At 44.3% G+C, this 16,386-nt stretch carries 12 protein-coding genes; 9 read left to right on the plus strand and 3 right to left on the minus strand.

Annotated elements, in window-relative coordinates; genetic code table 11:
- Window positions 1–12 precede the first annotated feature (12 nt).
- The 3 genes from purD (at window position 13) to BUB19_RS19425 (ending at window position 3,197) form a co-directional block, all read left to right on the plus strand.
- Window positions 13–1,308, plus strand: a complete 1,296-nt coding sequence (purD, locus tag BUB19_RS19415) for a phosphoribosylamine--glycine ligase (RefSeq protein ID WP_073096961.1) — start codon at window positions 13–15, stop codon at window positions 1,306–1,308.
- Window positions 1,309–1,444: 136 nt separating this feature from the next.
- Window positions 1,445–2,731, plus strand: coding sequence for a PSP1 domain-containing protein (locus tag BUB19_RS19420; RefSeq protein ID WP_073096963.1), 1,287 nt, complete (start codon window positions 1,445–1,447; stop codon window positions 2,729–2,731).
- A gap of 4 nt (window positions 2,732–2,735) precedes the next feature.
- Window positions 2,736–3,197 (plus strand): gliding motility lipoprotein GldH, encoded by a 462-nt coding sequence (locus tag BUB19_RS19425; protein ID WP_073097016.1) that lies wholly within the window; start codon window positions 2,736–2,738, stop codon window positions 3,195–3,197.
- A gap of 36 nt (window positions 3,198–3,233) precedes the next feature.
- Here BUB19_RS19425 and BUB19_RS19430 read toward each other — a convergent pair whose 3' ends face one another.
- On the minus strand, window positions 3,234–7,229 hold the full coding sequence (locus BUB19_RS19430) for an AAA domain-containing protein (protein WP_073096965.1): 3,996 nt from the start codon (window positions 7,227–7,229) through the stop codon (window positions 3,234–3,236).
- A 6-nt stretch (window positions 7,230–7,235) separates the two neighbouring features.
- Window positions 7,236–8,048: an SDR family oxidoreductase gene (locus BUB19_RS19435; RefSeq protein ID WP_073096967.1), complete on the minus strand. Its 813-nt coding sequence runs from the start codon at window positions 8,046–8,048 to the stop codon at window positions 7,236–7,238.
- 88 nt (window positions 8,049–8,136) lie between these two features.
- On the opposite strand from BUB19_RS19435, the gene rlmD reads away from it, so the two are divergent.
- Together rlmD and BUB19_RS19445 are read left to right on the plus strand one after the other, a co-directional pair.
- Window positions 8,137–9,540, plus strand: a complete 1,404-nt coding sequence (gene rlmD / locus BUB19_RS19440) for a 23S rRNA (uracil(1939)-C(5))-methyltransferase RlmD (protein ID WP_073096969.1) — start codon at window positions 8,137–8,139, stop codon at window positions 9,538–9,540.
- 5 nt (window positions 9,541–9,545) lie between these two features.
- Window positions 9,546–9,923: a hypothetical protein gene (locus BUB19_RS19445; protein ID WP_073097017.1), complete on the plus strand. Its 378-nt coding sequence runs from the start codon at window positions 9,546–9,548 to the stop codon at window positions 9,921–9,923.
- A 32-nt stretch (window positions 9,924–9,955) separates the two neighbouring features.
- Here BUB19_RS19445 and thiL read toward each other — a convergent pair whose 3' ends face one another.
- Complete coding sequence (gene thiL / locus BUB19_RS19450) at window positions 9,956–10,987, minus strand: thiamine-phosphate kinase (protein WP_073096970.1); 1,032 nt, start codon at window positions 10,985–10,987, stop codon at window positions 9,956–9,958.
- A gap of 484 nt (window positions 10,988–11,471) precedes the next feature.
- On the opposite strand from thiL, the gene BUB19_RS19455 reads away from it, so the two are divergent.
- From BUB19_RS19455 to BUB19_RS19470, 4 genes are all read left to right on the plus strand, one after another.
- A complete protein-coding gene (locus BUB19_RS19455; protein ID WP_073096971.1) occupies window positions 11,472–11,798 on the plus strand; it encodes a HesB/IscA family protein in 327 nt (108 codons plus the stop codon).
- Window positions 11,799–11,940: 142 nt separating this feature from the next.
- Window positions 11,941–12,627: a response regulator transcription factor gene (locus BUB19_RS19460; RefSeq protein WP_073096972.1), complete on the plus strand. Its 687-nt coding sequence runs from the start codon at window positions 11,941–11,943 to the stop codon at window positions 12,625–12,627.
- Window positions 12,624–13,880: a sensor histidine kinase gene (locus BUB19_RS19465; protein ID WP_073096974.1), complete on the plus strand. Its 1,257-nt coding sequence runs from the start codon at window positions 12,624–12,626 to the stop codon at window positions 13,878–13,880. The genes BUB19_RS19460 and BUB19_RS19465 overlap by 4 nt, the downstream gene beginning before the upstream one ends.
- A gap of 42 nt (window positions 13,881–13,922) precedes the next feature.
- A complete protein-coding gene (locus BUB19_RS19470) occupies window positions 13,923–16,265 on the plus strand; it encodes a TonB-dependent receptor (protein WP_073096975.1) in 2,343 nt (780 codons plus the stop codon).
- Window positions 16,266–16,386: the final 121 nt, after the last annotated feature.

Below are 16,386 nucleotides of genomic sequence, written 5' to 3' on the forward strand. Positions count from 1 at the left end.
GAAAAACAACAAATGAACATATTGCTCATTGGAAGCGGTGGCAGAGAACACGCATTTGCCTGGAAAATAAATCAAAGTCAACATTGTGAGAAGTTATGGATCGCACCGGGAAATGCCGGAACAGAAGCTTTAGGGGAAAATGTTGCCCTATCCGTAAATGATTTTGAGGGAATAAAACAGTTTTGCCTGGACCATGAAGTTCACCTGCTTGTAGTAGGTCCGGAAGAGCCCCTGGTCAAAGGTTTGAGAGATTTTTTGGCACTGGATCCGAAAACTGCTCAACTACCGATAGTTGGGCCCGGTATGGCAGGTGCCCGCATGGAAGGTAGTAAAGATTTTTCCAAGGCCTTCATGAATCAGTATGGCATCCCGACTGCCTCACATGCCACCTTCACACAAGCCAGCATACAGGAAGGCATGGCTTATCTAAAGAAGCAAAAATTGCCTATCGTGCTGAAAGCAGACGGATTGGCGGCAGGCAAAGGTGTTTTGATCTGCAACAGTATTGCCGATGCTGAAAAGAACTTTTCAGACATGCTGGAAGGCGAAAAATTCGGGGCAGCCTCTTCAAAAGTAGTAATCGAAACATTCCTTGATGGGATAGAACTGTCTGTATTTGTGGCCACAGATGGAGAAAGCTACAAAATCCTCCCCGAGGCAAAGGACTATAAGCGGATAGGTGAACAGGATACAGGACCAAACACCGGCGGCATGGGTGCCATCAGTCCGGTACCCTTTGCTGACCCGGCCTTCATGAAAAAAGTAGAAGAAAAAATCATTCAACCCACGGTTTCAGGACTGAAAGATTCCGGTATCGATTTCAGAGGCTTCCTGTTTATCGGCCTCATGAACATGGACGGAGAGCCTTTCGTGATCGAATACAACGTACGGATGGGCGATCCGGAAACTCAGGCTGTCCTGCCACGGATTGAAAGTGATTTTCTGGAATTGCTGCAGGCAATCGCCGACAAAAAATTAAACCAATATGAACTAAAAACCGCAGCAACAAGTACTGCTACTGTAGTGATGGTGGCAGGTGGGTATCCGGAGGCCTACGAAAAAGGAAAGATCATATCAGGATTGGAAAAAAATTCCGATGGGCAGGCCATCACTTTTCATGCAGGCACGAAATTATCAGCCCCGAAGACCGTTGTCACCAATGGTGGCAGGGTATTGGGGATCACAGGATTGGGAAACACCGTGGAGGATGCGATAAAGCATGCCTACGAAAGAGTAAACCAGATCAATTGGGAAAAAGTAAATTACCGAAGGGATATCGGGCAGGATATCCTCCAATTTGGAAATTGAAAAACCCTTTTCACGAGGAGGAAACTCCCTAAAATATAGATGGAATATGTCAGGATGTACAAATTGTAGCACCGGGACAAGCGCCGTAGGTGGCTGCCAGAACAATGGCAGTTGCGGGACTAGCGATTGCAACAAAATGAATGCCTTTGATTGGTTATCCCACATGGGCATTCCCGAAGTAGATAAATTTGATATAGTAGAAATAAAATTCAAGGGCGGCAGAAAAGATTATTTCAGGAATACGGGACTTTTACCCCTCACTACCGGAGATCCGGTAGTGGTAGACGTGCCCAATGGACACCACATCGGATATGTGTCCCTGCAGGGTGAACTGGTACGATTGCAAATGCAAAAAAGGAAAATCAAAAATGATGACAATATCCTGGGCATTTACCGGATCGCCACCGAAAAAGACCTGGAAAAATGGCAGGAAGCTAAAAACCGGGAAATCCCTACCCTATACAGAAGCAAGCAAATCATAGAAGAACTGAAATTGGGGATGAAGCTTTCTGATGTGGAATACCAGGCGGATAATTCCAAGGCCACCTTTTATTATTCTGCAGATGACAGGGTCGACTTCCGCGAATTGATCAAGGTACTGGCATCGGAGTTTAAGATACGGGTGGAAATGAGGCAGATCAGCCTCAGGCAGGAAGCTGGCCGCCTCGGTGGCATTGGTGTCTGCGGCAGAGAGCTTTGTTGCTCCACCTGGATCCATGACTTTAAGTCCGTGACCACCTCCGCTGCGAGGTATCAAAACCTATCCCTGAACCCGAGCAAATTATCCGGTCAATGCGGGCGCCTGAAATGCTGCCTAAATTTTGAACTGGATAGTTACCTGAGTGCACTGGAAGACATTCCCAATGTAGAGAAACCGCTGCTTACCGAGGCAGGCTCCGCCAAGCTTCAGAAAACGGACATATTCAGGCGCCTCATGTGGTTTAGCTACAACGATGATAACAACTGGCACTCCATCGATTGTGACCGGGTCAAAATGATCTTAGACCAAAATGCGAAGGGCATAACGCCATACAATTTACAGCAAGACAAGCCATTCGAGGGCGAGTTTGACCAGAATAAAAACAATCAGGACCTCGAGCTTTTAGATAAAAAATTTGCGCAGGGTAAACGAAAGAAAAAACGGAAACCCAAATCTAAAAAGCCCTACGCGGCCTCAAGAGAAGGTGGAGCACCAAACCAGGAGCCACACGATAAAAGAAACAGAAATCAAAAAAACAACAGGAACCCGAAAAAGGGCAACAGAAACCAGAACCCGCAGGAAAATCCTGCTCAGGCACAGGGCAGGGCTGGTCAGCAAGCCCCAAAAGGTAAAAACAAGGGCCAGTCGAATAAAAGAAGAAGGCCAAATCGAAACCGAAATCCAAAGAACGATCCTAACAAAGGGAAATCTGATGGCCAGTAAACCAATGACAGCAATCCGGTGCCTGGTCATTTCTTTGATTTTGCTCTCAGGTTGTAATGGAAACAGGATTTATGAGTCGTTTGAAGAGTTTCCTGACCAACACTGGTTAGTGGCAGACACGGTCTCATTTACGGTAGACTCCTTACCAGCAGCAGGTCCCAAATTGCTTTCGGTAGGGATCAGGTACAATGACAGCTACGAATACCACAACCTATACATGCGTTTCCTGCTCAGAGATAGCCTGAACAACATCCAGCTGGACTCCCTTATAAACCTGCAATTGTTTGACCCCAAGACCGGTCAACCTCTTGGTTCAGGCTTTGGTAACAGGCGGGTACTCTATGACACCCTACCTTCCAGCCAGTTACCAGTTTCTGCCAGAGTACAATTTATTCATTACATGAGAAAAGACACCCTAATGGGTATTGAGTCTGTGGGATTTAAAATTGCTGCCCTCGAAGAATAGCGTTCTTGAAAGGAATCCGGGTTTTCAGACAGGCGGCTAATTTTTCTCGGATTGGTTAAAATTTGCCTGGGCAATTTTGGTTTGGAGCAGATCCTCCCGGTCCAGCCAATATTGCCTGCTAAATAAGAAAACCATGTTCCAGTTTCTAGCAGTCAATAGCTGAGGATGATATACAAAGGCCTCCTTCGCCGTTTTGCTTGCAAAAAACCGTTGATCGTCTGTGAGTATCGCCGCGAGGGCCTTGTCGTTTTCCTTTACCTCCAGATCCATCACTTTCACATATGGATTCTCTGTCACTTCATGGTTGCCATAGTTACCCATTAAACGGTCCTTTAATGACCAGGAATTGTGAAAACCTGCTACATGCAATTCGGATTTAACGGGATTGTTGCCGTTTTCGATGTCGGAAGCATAGGCAATGTACTTGCTCAATAAGCTGATTCCCGGATTTTTCTGATGCCTTTCCCTGAAGTCCGCTGTGCTAAGGCTGGTAATCAAAATATTTTCTTTCCTGGCTCTCGTCACTGCTACATTCAAACGGTTTTCACCTCCCTTGCGGGACAGCAATCCAAAATTTGCAGTAAACTTGCCATCCTGATTCTTTGCATAACCTACAGAAAAGATTACCCGGTCATACTCATCTCCCTGCACATTCTCAATGTTTTTTACTTTGATGTATGCATCGGTTCTCAGAGATTCATCCTCTTCTATCAAGGTAATGATCAGGATCATCTGGTGATAGTTGAAAGTAATAACCCCCAGGGAATCTCCGGGATGCTGGGCCCTTAGCTTGACCAATTGCGTCAACACCTCCCGGGCCTCAACAGGGTTGGTTTGGTTTTGCCAAATCCCATCTGTGGCAATCAGTTTGATGCCCGGGTCACGGCTATTCAATACCTTCCTGTCTGGCAACATGTATAGTCGCTCTTCGTAGAAGTGGACATTCGAAAAATGAATCAGTGGCAAAGTAGCGCTCCGATAATGGGTACTGAGATGAAAAGTGGGAAAAAACTTGCTCGCCATATCCAGAAGCGCGTCAATTTCCAGCTCTATAGCTTCTTCCTCAGATTGAATTCTTGTCTGATAAAGATCGTAAGGTTGGAGTTGCTGAGAATCACCGGCGATGACGACCTGTTTTCCCCTCAGCATCATGGGCAACCCTCTCTCAAAATAGCATTGGCTGGCCTCGTCAAAGATCACCAGATCAAAATCCTGCTCCAGCGGAAAAAGAGCAGAGGCAGTCTCCGGAGATGCCAGCCAGCAGGGTACCAACCGAAACAATTCCTCTTTGTAAAAGGCAATCAGTTTTTTAACGGACCATATCTGCTTTTTTTTGCCCACCTGATGGGCCAGTTCCCGATAAGTGATGAGGTTGTTCAATCTATTGTATTCGAGGTCCTGACAAACCCTCTCGCGAAGCCGCATTTCTACAATGAAGCGCGCCGTCTTTAATTTCTCCTCCACCGACAATTCGAAATCTGCAATATAACTTTTGATCTGCGGACCGTAAATCTCTTTCAACACCGGAAACTTTGCTTCCAGATGTCCTACCCAACTAACCTTTAAACTGGATAGAAAAATTTGCTTTAACTCAGAAAAGTCCTTTTCGGGAAATGCATCCATCATCTTCTCAGCTACTTTTCTTTCAATCTCATGCATATGATTTCTGAGCCTGTCAAACCGTATCAACTCATCTACATCCCTGGAAAGATTTTTACTTACACCCTGTAACTTTTCTTCATCAGAGGAGCTTAACAAATGTTTGATCTGGATCTCACTGAGATATTTCCTCCAATTGCCAAAATGATCTTCTACCCAATCATTGATTACGGTGACGCCCTCTAAAAGTGTCTGAAAGTGTTGGTAGGAAAATTGAGGCTTATAGAAGTAAGATGCCAGAACACCCAGGTCCCGCATGATAAACCGGGCTTTTAGAGCCTTGATCAAAATGCCTGATATTTGGTTGAAAGTTTGGATCGTAAAGGGCTTTTCCGGCATTTCTATCCAGGATTTTTGAGCCAATAATGTGTACTGGTGGTTGAGGTTCATCCTGTTTTCCAGTTTCTGGATCAATACCCGGACATCTTCCTTGCTCTTCTTGAATCCGTTCCTTTCCAATAGTGAAATGATTTCACCATATTTATTACTGTCAAGACTTACTGCAACCTTACCATACCAGGATTCCATTTTCTTTGCGGCTTGTACCGCCTTCTTCAGTACGCCCTCTACTTCAGTATCGCCTATATTCCATTCTACGCCCTCATCCGCAAATAATTTCCGGACCATATCCACTTTGCTTTCCAGCCACAAATGGTCCAGTGTGGCCGCGTCATGGGCCATAAAAGTTTTGAATTTCTCGTATATTTCCGGACTATTGATGGTTTGCACCAACTCCTCTATCTTTTCCTTTTGCTGGAAGGATTGATAAATCAACCCATACTCAAACGTGTCTGCCAGCATGGTATCCAGATCCTTTTTGGCCGTCAATTTCACAGAAGAAAGTTCCTGAAAAGTGGCTTGGACCCCATTTAAGGCTTCTGGTCCAAAGGCCGAAAAGTCCACCCTATGCAGCCAGAAAGAAGAAGAAACCTGAAACTTGTTATAGAAAAACTGATACTGTTCAAAATTCGAGATAAATCCATCCAATTCGTCCAGCCTGAAATGCCGGTAAAATTGAGTCATATCCACTCCTTCCTCGCCGTAATCTGAAGTGAGGTATAGCTCCTTTGCGGGAACGCCACAATCGCTTACATCGTATAGCGCTTCCTTATATTCATCAAAAAAATCAGTATACTTTTCTATATTTCTGCACATTTGCCCGAATGTCCGCTCGAGTTGAATGGCATCTAAAGAATTGTTCAGGCTTTGGTAATTTTCCAAAGAGCTGATCTGGTGATCGATTTTTTTATACAACTCCTTCCTGTCGCCCCGGTAATCATGCACAAGAGCAGAGAAATTAGCCATTCCCTGTCCCGCCAGACGGCTGTACACCACGTCCAGGGCTGCCCGTTTTTGGGAGACGACCAATACTTTCTTTCCCCGCGAAGTAAAATCTGCCACCAAATTGCAGATGAGCTGGGATTTGCCTGTTCCCGGAGGTCCCTGCACCACACAGGATTGGCCCGCCTTCACCTGCCTGATCACTTCCTCCTGGCTGGCATCCATCGGAAACGTATTGTACAGGTTACTTTCCAGGCTGAGTTTGTTGGTTTCCGGCACCTTCCCAAAGGTATCCGCAAATAAATCCTCCAGGCGCTGCTGACTGGTCTGCCTGATCAATTGTTCATAATCATCCATCAGAAAGGAATTTTTCTGCGAAAACTGTCCGAGTATGGCATAAGGCTGAAGCCGCAGCAATCCGGTCTCTGAGTAGTTGGCCAAATCATCCCTACTCAGATCCGGGAAAAACTCCAGTTTATCCTGATAAATTTCCCTGTTGAAATTAAGCTCTACCTGATTTTTCAGGTAATGGTACAGATCCGTACGAAAGCCCATGGGTTCCTTGCTAAAATCCTCCATCGACAATTCCAGCCACTCTTTGTCAAAAGGCCTACCCATGGCCTGGCTGTAGGCAAGCAAAAAAGAGGGATTGAGAAAGGGAAGCTCACCAGGGCTTTTTCTCAGAAACCAGGTTTTGTCTTCCAGAACCAGGTCTACCGGAAAAAATATCAGCGGGCAGCGGATCAATTGCTCATTCAATAACCTGCCTTCAACAAATGGCCAGCCCACGAACAAACTTTTCTCTCCGGTTTCTTCTACTGCAAAACGAACGTGGTATTGCAGCCGCTTAAGTCGGGTGGAGAGCTGGTTGACATTTTTGTCACGGGAATCGAGTTCCTGTATCAATGGGATATTTCGCTTCCTTCCCAACAATTCGTTGATGTAAAAAAAAGAAGGGTGATTGTTCAGAAAATGAAAGTCTTTCAGATCAATCATTTGGCTCTGAATGACTCTGGGGAGAAAAATAGACCGGTTATTGGAAGAGAGGTCTACCAAACGGTTTAAATATACCTTAAAAATTTCTTTCAGCATGAAGTTCTACTTAAAGGGTGAATCTTTTTCTCTGGCCATGTGGTTGTACACCACCTTGTCCATCAGTCCAGGTACCCATTTGTTTAAAAATGATGCCAGTTTGCCCTGGCGTGTAAGCACCAGATCCCGTTTCTTTTTTCGGAGGGCTTTTAATATTGCTTCGGCCACCTCTTCCGAGGTCATCATTTTTTCTTCATCCCGGGGCGATTCTTTCTGTTGACTCCCATCTGCCATTAAGGCATTGTTCCGGATATTGGATGCAGTAAATCCGGGACAAACCACCAGCACGTGTACGCCCAGTTTCATCAGTTCCGTTCTCAGGGACTCGAAAAAACCGTTCATGGCAAATTTGCTGGCGGTATATGCAGTCCTGGCAGGGGTCCCTCTAAATCCATTGATAGAGGATATACCGATGATCGCTCCCTTGTTTTTAACGATTTCATCCATGCAATATTTGGTTGCATAGACGCTACCCCAAAAATTGATATCCATCACTTGATGAAACACCTTTAAGTCCAAATCTCTGAACAAGGCTCTCATGCTGATACCCGCATTGTTTATCAGGATATCGATGGTCCCAAATTTATCCTTGACATCTTTGGCCATTTTTTCATTTTGTGCCGGATCAGAGGCATCGCAGAGTCCTCCTGCGCAGGTGACACCCTCTTTCTGAAGCATCAGCAGCGTTTCGTCCAGTTTTACCTGACTCCTTCCGGTAATCCAGATTCTTGCTCCTGCCTTACCAAAAACCCTGGCACAGGCAAGTCCGATTCCCGAAGTAGCTCCCGTAATGATTACAACTTTGTCTTTTAGATCCATATGTACTTTTTATCAAGGTATGCAAAAACCTGAAACCATTCAGGACAAATTTAATCCCTTTGGTCTAAAATGATTAATTTTGCAACCTATGTCAAGAAAAATGAAGAATAAGGTCCTTCAAAGGCTGAAAATAGAGAGAATTGCAAGCGAAGGAAAGTGCGTGGGGCACCATGATGGAAAGGTAGTTTTTGTAAGCAATGTAGCTCCAGGAGATGTTGTAGATGTAAGGGTGACCAAAGGGAGGAGCAGTTTCCTGGAAGCGGAGGCCATAAAGATTCATGAATATTCAGACAATAGGGTGAGCCCCTTTTGCGAACATTTTGGCACATGCGGAGGCTGCAAATGGCAACATATCTCTTATGAGCTCCAAATGACCTACAAAAGACAGCAGGTGGTGGATCAATTCCAAAGAATTGCCAAAGTCCCTCTACCGGAAGTCATGCCCATTATCGGTGCCAAAGATACCCGGTATTACAGAAACAAACTTGATTTTACCTTTTCCAATAACCGATGGCTTACCCGGGAAGAAATCGATTCTGGTGAAAATTTCGAAAGGAATGCCCTGGGTTTTCATGTACCAAAAAGATTTGATAAAATAGTTGATATAAACCATTGTTATCTTCAAGGGGGTATATCCAATGAAGTCAGAAATGAATTGAGAACTTTTGCTCTAAAAGAAAACCTGACTTTTTACGATATCATCAACCAAACCGGACTGTTGCGAAACCTCATTATCAGAAGCACCGCAGATGGTCAGACCATGGCCATTGTGCAGTTCGGTGAAGACGATCCTCAGGGAATAGACAAGGTCATGTCCTTCCTAAATAAAAAATTTCCTGAAATCACCTCCCTGCTGTACATTGTCAATTTGAAAAAGAACGAAACCTTTCTGGACCTGGACGTGCATACTTTTGCCGGAAGAGATTATATAGAAGAAAACATGGAAGGGTTAAAATTTAAGATCCGGCCCAAGTCGTTCTACCAGACCAACTCTCAACAGGCGTACCGTCTGTATCAGGTAGCGAGGGAGTTTGCCGGGCTCACCGGCAAAGAGACGGTATACGACCTCTACACCGGAACGGGTACCATTGCCAATTTTGTAGCAGGAAGGGCCAGACAGGTGATTGGCATTGAATATGTGGAACCCGCAATAGAGGATGCCCGTGAAAACGCGCGCCACAATCAATTGACAAACACCCAGTTTTATTCCGGTGACATGAAAGATGTATTGACTGACGATTTTGTCAGCCAACACCAAAAACCTGATGTGGTCATTACCGATCCCCCGAGAGCGGGAATGCATGAAGACGTAATTCAAATGCTGCTGAAATTATCGGCTCCGAAAATCGTATATGTCAGTTGCAATCCGGCAACACAGGCAAGGGATGTGGCACTGCTTTCAGAAAAATACCAGGTAAGTCGCATACAGCCGGTGGATATGTTTCCGCAGACCTACCATGTAGAAAATGTAGTTTTACTTGAACTAAATTGAAAAAGATGATCAGCAACGAAAACGACCCGGAATTGAGCGGGAAATATCTTGGCACCATCAGCAGCGATTTTGTAAAGATCTGTGAGAACCTGAAAGAGGCTTCCTATCAGGTAAGAAAACGAGGTTTCTCAGAATATCCTATCTTCCCGATCAGCAAGACGGACCAGCCCATCGGTCAGCTTTTTCTCAGCAGAGAAGAAAAACCAATCGACTGGAATTATTACATCACCTACCTGGATGAGTTTATTCAGAGAAAACTTGTACAGGAAGATGCGCTGGAACAGTTTAAAGCGAGCTACAAAGATCCCGATGAATTCTGTTGCCTTTTCGTGGTGGATGAAAGCTTTACCAATTTTCTCTATATCCCCTACCCGAATGAATAAAGCCCGCGGGGCAGGTATCCGAATGCGAAACGCTAAAAGTGCTGCCATCCCTGGGCCTTTAACGGTACAGCGGAACCACTTTTGGTGACCAACACCTTACCATCACCCGCAGCGGTCACGTGCCCGATAAAATGGATATCGGGGTGCTTTTCCAAAAGTTTGAAATCTTTCTGATTGATGGTAAACAAAAGTTCATAGTCTTCCCCACCATTCAACACACAGGTAATCGGATCCAGGTTGAATTCCAAAGCGGTATCGTAGGTCTGTTTGTCTATAGGCAATTTGTCCTCGTATATGGCTACGCCCACTCCTGAAGCCTTGCAAATGTGAAACAGCTCAGAGGCCAGCCCATCGGAAATATCCATCATACTGGTGGGCACCACCTTCAGCTCCCTAAGCTCATGGATGATGTCCATTCTCGCGTCGGGCCGGAGTTGTCTGCCGGTGATATAAGGGTATTTATCCAATTGCGGCTGCATTTTCGGATCAGAAAGAAACACCTGTTTTTCCCTCTCCAAAACCTGTAGCCCCACAAAAGCACCACCCAGGTCTCCGGTAGCACAGACGATATCGTTTTGCCTGGCGCCTGAACGGTAACTGATCTCCTCCTCGCCTACTTCGCCGATAGCCGTTACGGCTATGATCAATCCTGCCCTGGAAGAGGTGGTATCTCCTCCTACCAGATCGAGATTGTAGTGATTGGCCGCAAGGTTGATGCCCTCGTACAACTCTTCTACTGCCTCAACTGAAAACCTGTTGGACAGCCCAAGACTAACCGTCACCTGAGTAGGAATGGCGTTCATGGCAGCCACATCGCTTACGTTTACAGCAATGGCTTTAAAGCCCAGATGCTTTAGAGGCGTATAGGACAAATCAAAATGAACCCCCTCGAGCAGCATATCTGTTGTGACCACCCGCAGTTTGTCACTAGGGCCCAATACAGCGGCATCATCTCCGATCCCTTTTAGTGAACTGGCCTGTTTGAGCTGTACCTGTTTATTGATCTGGTCTATAAGCCCAAACTCTCCTAAGGTTCCAATTTCTGTTCGTTTTTCCTTATCCATAAATCTTCTTATCCTGACAGAAAGCTACCATTACACCGTTGGCAGACTCAAGATGCAAAAATACGATTAATTTATTATTCGCCCCATCCTTTACCTCTTCATTCGGGATAGCAACTGATTATATGCTGACCCGCAATTTGTCAAAACGAATCTTAGACCAGGCAAGCCTTACCTTTGTCGTGCCGCCCATGATGATGGTCGGCGGCAAAGGCATGGAGTCAGTATTCCTTTAAATACCCTGAAAAAAACAGCACTTGTTCTACGCTCTGGTTAAATAAACACCTTTCTTTAAGACAGCCCCTTCAAATAGTAAGTCAAAATCCTGTCGAAAACATAGACATCATGCAACTACATAACGACAGGTACTATTTTCAGTATGATTTTATTATCTTTGCCTGCATACGAATCAGGTATAATGGAATTAATTTTCAGTCTTGTCGGTTTATAGGCTAACCGGCACGGTCAACATTTAAAATGGAAAGATATGATCATCGTTTCAGAAAAAGCCAGGGATCGTATCCTTGAATTAAAACAGGAAGAAAACAGGGACGCTGATGAAAATATCAGGGTATCTGTAAAAGGCGGGGGTTGCTCAGGACTGATGTATGATCTTGGTTTTGACAATACCACTGCGGAAACAGACCATGTTTTTGAAGACAAGGGTGTAAAAATCATAGTAGACAGAAAAAGCCTCCTTTACCTTGCAGGCACAACACTGGAATTCAGTGATGGATTAAATGGCAAAGGTTTTCAATTTGTAAATCCAAACGCTTCCAGAACCTGCGGATGTGGAGAAAGTTTTTCTATCTGATCCCGAAAACTCAATAGCAAAATTTTCAGGCTGGAAGCATGCTGATTCCGGTCCTGGAATTTTTGTTTTACCAGTAATTTTTTGAAAAGATTTTCAGGTTTTGCTTCAAATTTGCTTCAAAAATTCGCTGTTTATTTGAACGATGAAAATTCTTTTAATTGAAGATCAATTAGAACTTTCGGAAAATATCACTGAGTTTCTGTCCTCTGTAGGTGTTTTTTGCGAAACCTGTGACAATTGTTTTGACGCTCAGGATAAGATCCTGGTCAATTCCTACGATAGCGTCGTTCTGGACATCATGCTTCCGGATGGCAGCGGATTGAATCTTATTGATTTGATTAAGAAGAACCAGGCCAACAGCAATATCCTTATCATATCCGCAAAAAATTCCCTGGGCGATAAAATTGAGGGACTTGAGCTCGGTGCTGATGATTACCTGACCAAGCCTTTTCATCTGGCAGAATTGCATGCCAGACTGAAAGCACTCTACCGGAGAAACCAACTGGGCGGATCAGATGTGCTTACCTTCAATGAAATCCAGGTTAATCCCGAAAATTTACAGGCATCTATCAACCAAACGTTGCTGGATCTTACAAAAAAGGAGTTTGATCTGCTGCTTTTCTTTATGACCAATAAGGACAGGGTGCTGGGCAGACAGGCTATCGTACAACATTTATGGGGAGACTATACCGATGACCTGGCAAACTTTGACTTTGTGTACCAACACATCAAAAACCTCAGAAAAAAGATTTGCCGTGCAGGTGCCAGAGATTACATCGAAACAGTCTATGGTATAGGCTATAAATTTAACACCTCAGCAGAAAAATGAAATTAATCAATCAATTTACCATTTGGTATCTTGGCATTTCCATAATTGTATTTCTTATCGGTGGCATACTTATATTTTATAAGATGGAATCGGAAATCGATTTTGAACAAGGGCAGGAGCTGGAAAGACAACTGGATCGCTATGCACGAAAAATGGAAACCCTGGAAAACCCAGGCTCACTGCAGAAGGACCGGCTGGAAATTACAGAATTGCCTGCCGACCAGGCCATGGTCAGGTTCCACATAAGTGACACTTTAGCCTGGCACGAACCACTCGAACAGGTGGAAAGACAAGTCAAGGCAGGAAAATCCTATCTCGTCAATGGCAGACATTTTTACATGTCTACCTACAATATCATGATCGAGTCGGACGATATCACCGAAACTGTAGTACAAACCATGGTGGCAATTTTTTTGATGCTACTGGTTTTTATCGTGGTCACCAGCCGGTTGGTTTCAAAAAGAATTCTCCAACCTTTTCACCAAAGCCTGGACAAAATCAGGACCTTCAATTTTAAAGACAACCAACCGCTGGTTTTTGAATCCACCAGGACGGAAGAATTCGAAAAACTGCATGATTTTCTGAACAAGATGTCGGTCCGTCTATTGAGTGATTATAAGATCGTTAAAGAATTTTCTGAAAACCTATCCCACGAAATTCAGACACCAATAGCCGTAGCGTCAGGCAAACTCGAACTGCTGCTCAATAGCCCGATCGACAAACAGCAGGCAAACTGGATTGGAGCAGCATACCGGGCAAATGAAAAAATGACAAAAATTGTCAATTCTCTGGCAACTTTGGCAAAATTGGAAAATCAGGAATTTGAAGGCACTCAATCCATAAATTTTTCCAGTTTGGTGACAGATTGTCTTCACGAATATGAGGAACTGATGGGAATGAAAAAAATCACGGTTCATCAACGAATAAAGCCTTCTGTAAAAATTGACATGCATGCCCACATGGCGGAAATGCTTGTCGATAACCTGCTAAACAATGCCATCAAACACAACACCAGTCCGGGACAAATCTGCCTGGAACTCAATAATAAAGTACTGAAAATCAGCAATAAAGGCGCCAGACCAACGGGAAATGTAACGGAGTATCTGAAAAGATTCAAGAAGGGTAATCCCTCCAGTGAATCTATTGGATTGGGCTTATCGATTATCCAACAAATCTGCAGGATTCATGGTTACACTTTGGAATATACTTTTATCAATGAAGAGCATCAGATTACCATTCAACTTCAAAATTGATTCAAATTGTATTCCTAAACTTGTAGCGAATCGAAAACAGATATGAAGCCAACAGTATTATTTTCCATAGCAGTAGTGCTCACAGGTGTATTCTTTGCAAATCTTGGATTTAGCCAGGGAGAAGGATATAGTCTCAGGGGCAAGTTGACTGCCGAGGATAGCGGGGATCCTCTTCCATTTGTCCAGGTGGCATTGTTTAAGCCGGGAGAAAGCCGGCCGGTATCATTTTCTGACTCTGATGACAATGGCAATTTTTCGATAAGTGCCCCAGGAGGGGAATACCTTCTCAGATTTTTCTTAATCGGATACGACGAAAAGGAGTTGGAAATCAATCTGAATGGCAATAAAAACCTGGAGACCGTGACATTGATTTCCGAAAACCAGGATCTCGAGGAGGTAGTGGTACAATCTTCGAAATTTCCCATCCGGTCAGATGCAGAAGGCCTCACCATCAATCCAAGCCAAAACCTTTCCAATCTGGGCGGTACTTTACTCGATATCCTGCGGAATACGCCCTCTGTAAGTGTTTCAGAGGACGGAGCGATTACTTTAAGGGGAAGTTCGGGAACGAACGTCCTCATCAATGGCCGAAATTCTTCCCTAACCCAAAATCTGGATCAAATTCCTGCAAGCGCCATCGAGCAGATCAAGATTATCAACAATCCAAATGCCCGGTACGATGCTGAAGCAGAAGCGGGAGTCATTGATATCGTGCTCAAAAAGGGAGAAAACCTGGGCACCCATGGCAATGCAGAGCTTACCTACGGTACCAGGGGAAGGGCAAATACCGGGATCAACATCAACCACCGCACGCTGAGGTACAATGTTTTTGCAGGCTACAACTTCCGCAGGTGGAGATCAATCGGAGAGCGGAGAACTGAACGGGAAATTTTTGAGGATGAAGAAACACTGACCCAAAACACCAATTCGACCGATGAAAATATTGGACACAACCTGAATTTTGGAGCAGATTATTATTTCGGTGATAACATCATCAGCTATGAAGGTTTTTTTCAAACCAGTGATGACAGCCAGGTAAATACGCTTTTTTCAGAACTGAGACAAAATGAAACCAATGATCTGGTACTGGACTATGTGAGGAGAAACCGGGAGACGGAAGCCGACGATGGTTTTGACAATGCGCTCATCTACGAACGGACTTTTGACAATAAAGACAAATCTTTCAAAGTAGTAGCCAGCAATTCTTACCGTAACCAGTATAAGATCCAAAATATTGATATTTACAGAAACACCCTGGATCCGACACCAGAAAACCTGAATGGAATGGAGCGGGCCTTTACCGATGAAAAACGATATGTTTCCATCATCCAGGCCGATTATATCAGTCCCCTTTCTTCAGACGCCAAAATCGAGGCAGGAATTAAATCAAACATCAGAAAATTTGACAACGACTATATCTACACCCGATTTCAGGAGAATATCCAGGATTTTGTAGTAGATCCCAATGTCAGCAACCGTTTCATTTATAAAGATCAGATCCATGCTGCCTACATGATCTACTCAAACTCAACTCCCAAATTTGACTACACGGTGGGATTGAGAGGTGAATACACCTTTGTAGACACATTCCTTGAAAATACGGGTGAGGCAAACCAGCAGGAGTATGTCAACTTATTTCCCAGTCTGCAAACCTTGTACAAAATCGATGAGGAAAACTCACTGAAATTGTCCTACAGCAGAAGGATAGACAGGCCCACCGCCTGGAGACTAAATCCCTTTCCGGATATTACAGATTCTCTGAGCGTACGAAGGGGCAACTCGAATCTGCAACCGGAACTGATCCACTCTCTGGAGTTTGGACATTTGGCAAACTTTGAAAATTCCAGCCTTACTACGAATTTGTTTTACCGCCATGTCGATGGACAGTTGGATTTTGTTACCCTGGTGGAAGACGGCATTTCCTATTCCCAACCGGCTAATTTGAATACTTCAGAGTCCTATGGGGTAGAGTTTATCGGTATTACCGACATCACTCCCTGGTGGAATGTCAATGGCAGTTTCACGGCTTTCCAGATACGGGTAGACGGATCAAATGTAGGTGAGGAGTTTGTCAATCAGGGCTTCGCCTGGAACACCAAATTGATGAACAGCTTCACCCTTCCTATGGGCTTTAGTTTCCAGTTAGTGGGCAATTATGAATCTGCAGAAATAGAAGCCCAGGGCAGAGACCTGGCCCAATACTACATTGATGCGAACGTGCAGAAAAGCTTCTGGGAAAATAAGGGCGCGTTATCGCTAAGTATACGTGATATTTTTGACACCCGCAGGTTTGCGGGAAACGCCCTGACAAACACCTTCAGGCAGTCCTTTTACGCCAAAAGAGAGACCAGAATTGTTATGATAAGTGCAAAGTACAGATTTTAATCATCCTTAGGTTAATTTATTGAGTTAAAAACCTGATATTACGTATCAGGTTTTTTTTATCCCTTTTATTGCAAACGAGCAATATTTTTTCAATTGCCGGTTAGATTTTAAACCAAAAATG

It is taken from the genome of Cyclobacterium lianum (genome assembly GCF_900143075.1).
GTDB lineage: Bacteria > Bacteroidota > Bacteroidia > Cytophagales > Cyclobacteriaceae > Cyclobacterium > Cyclobacterium lianum.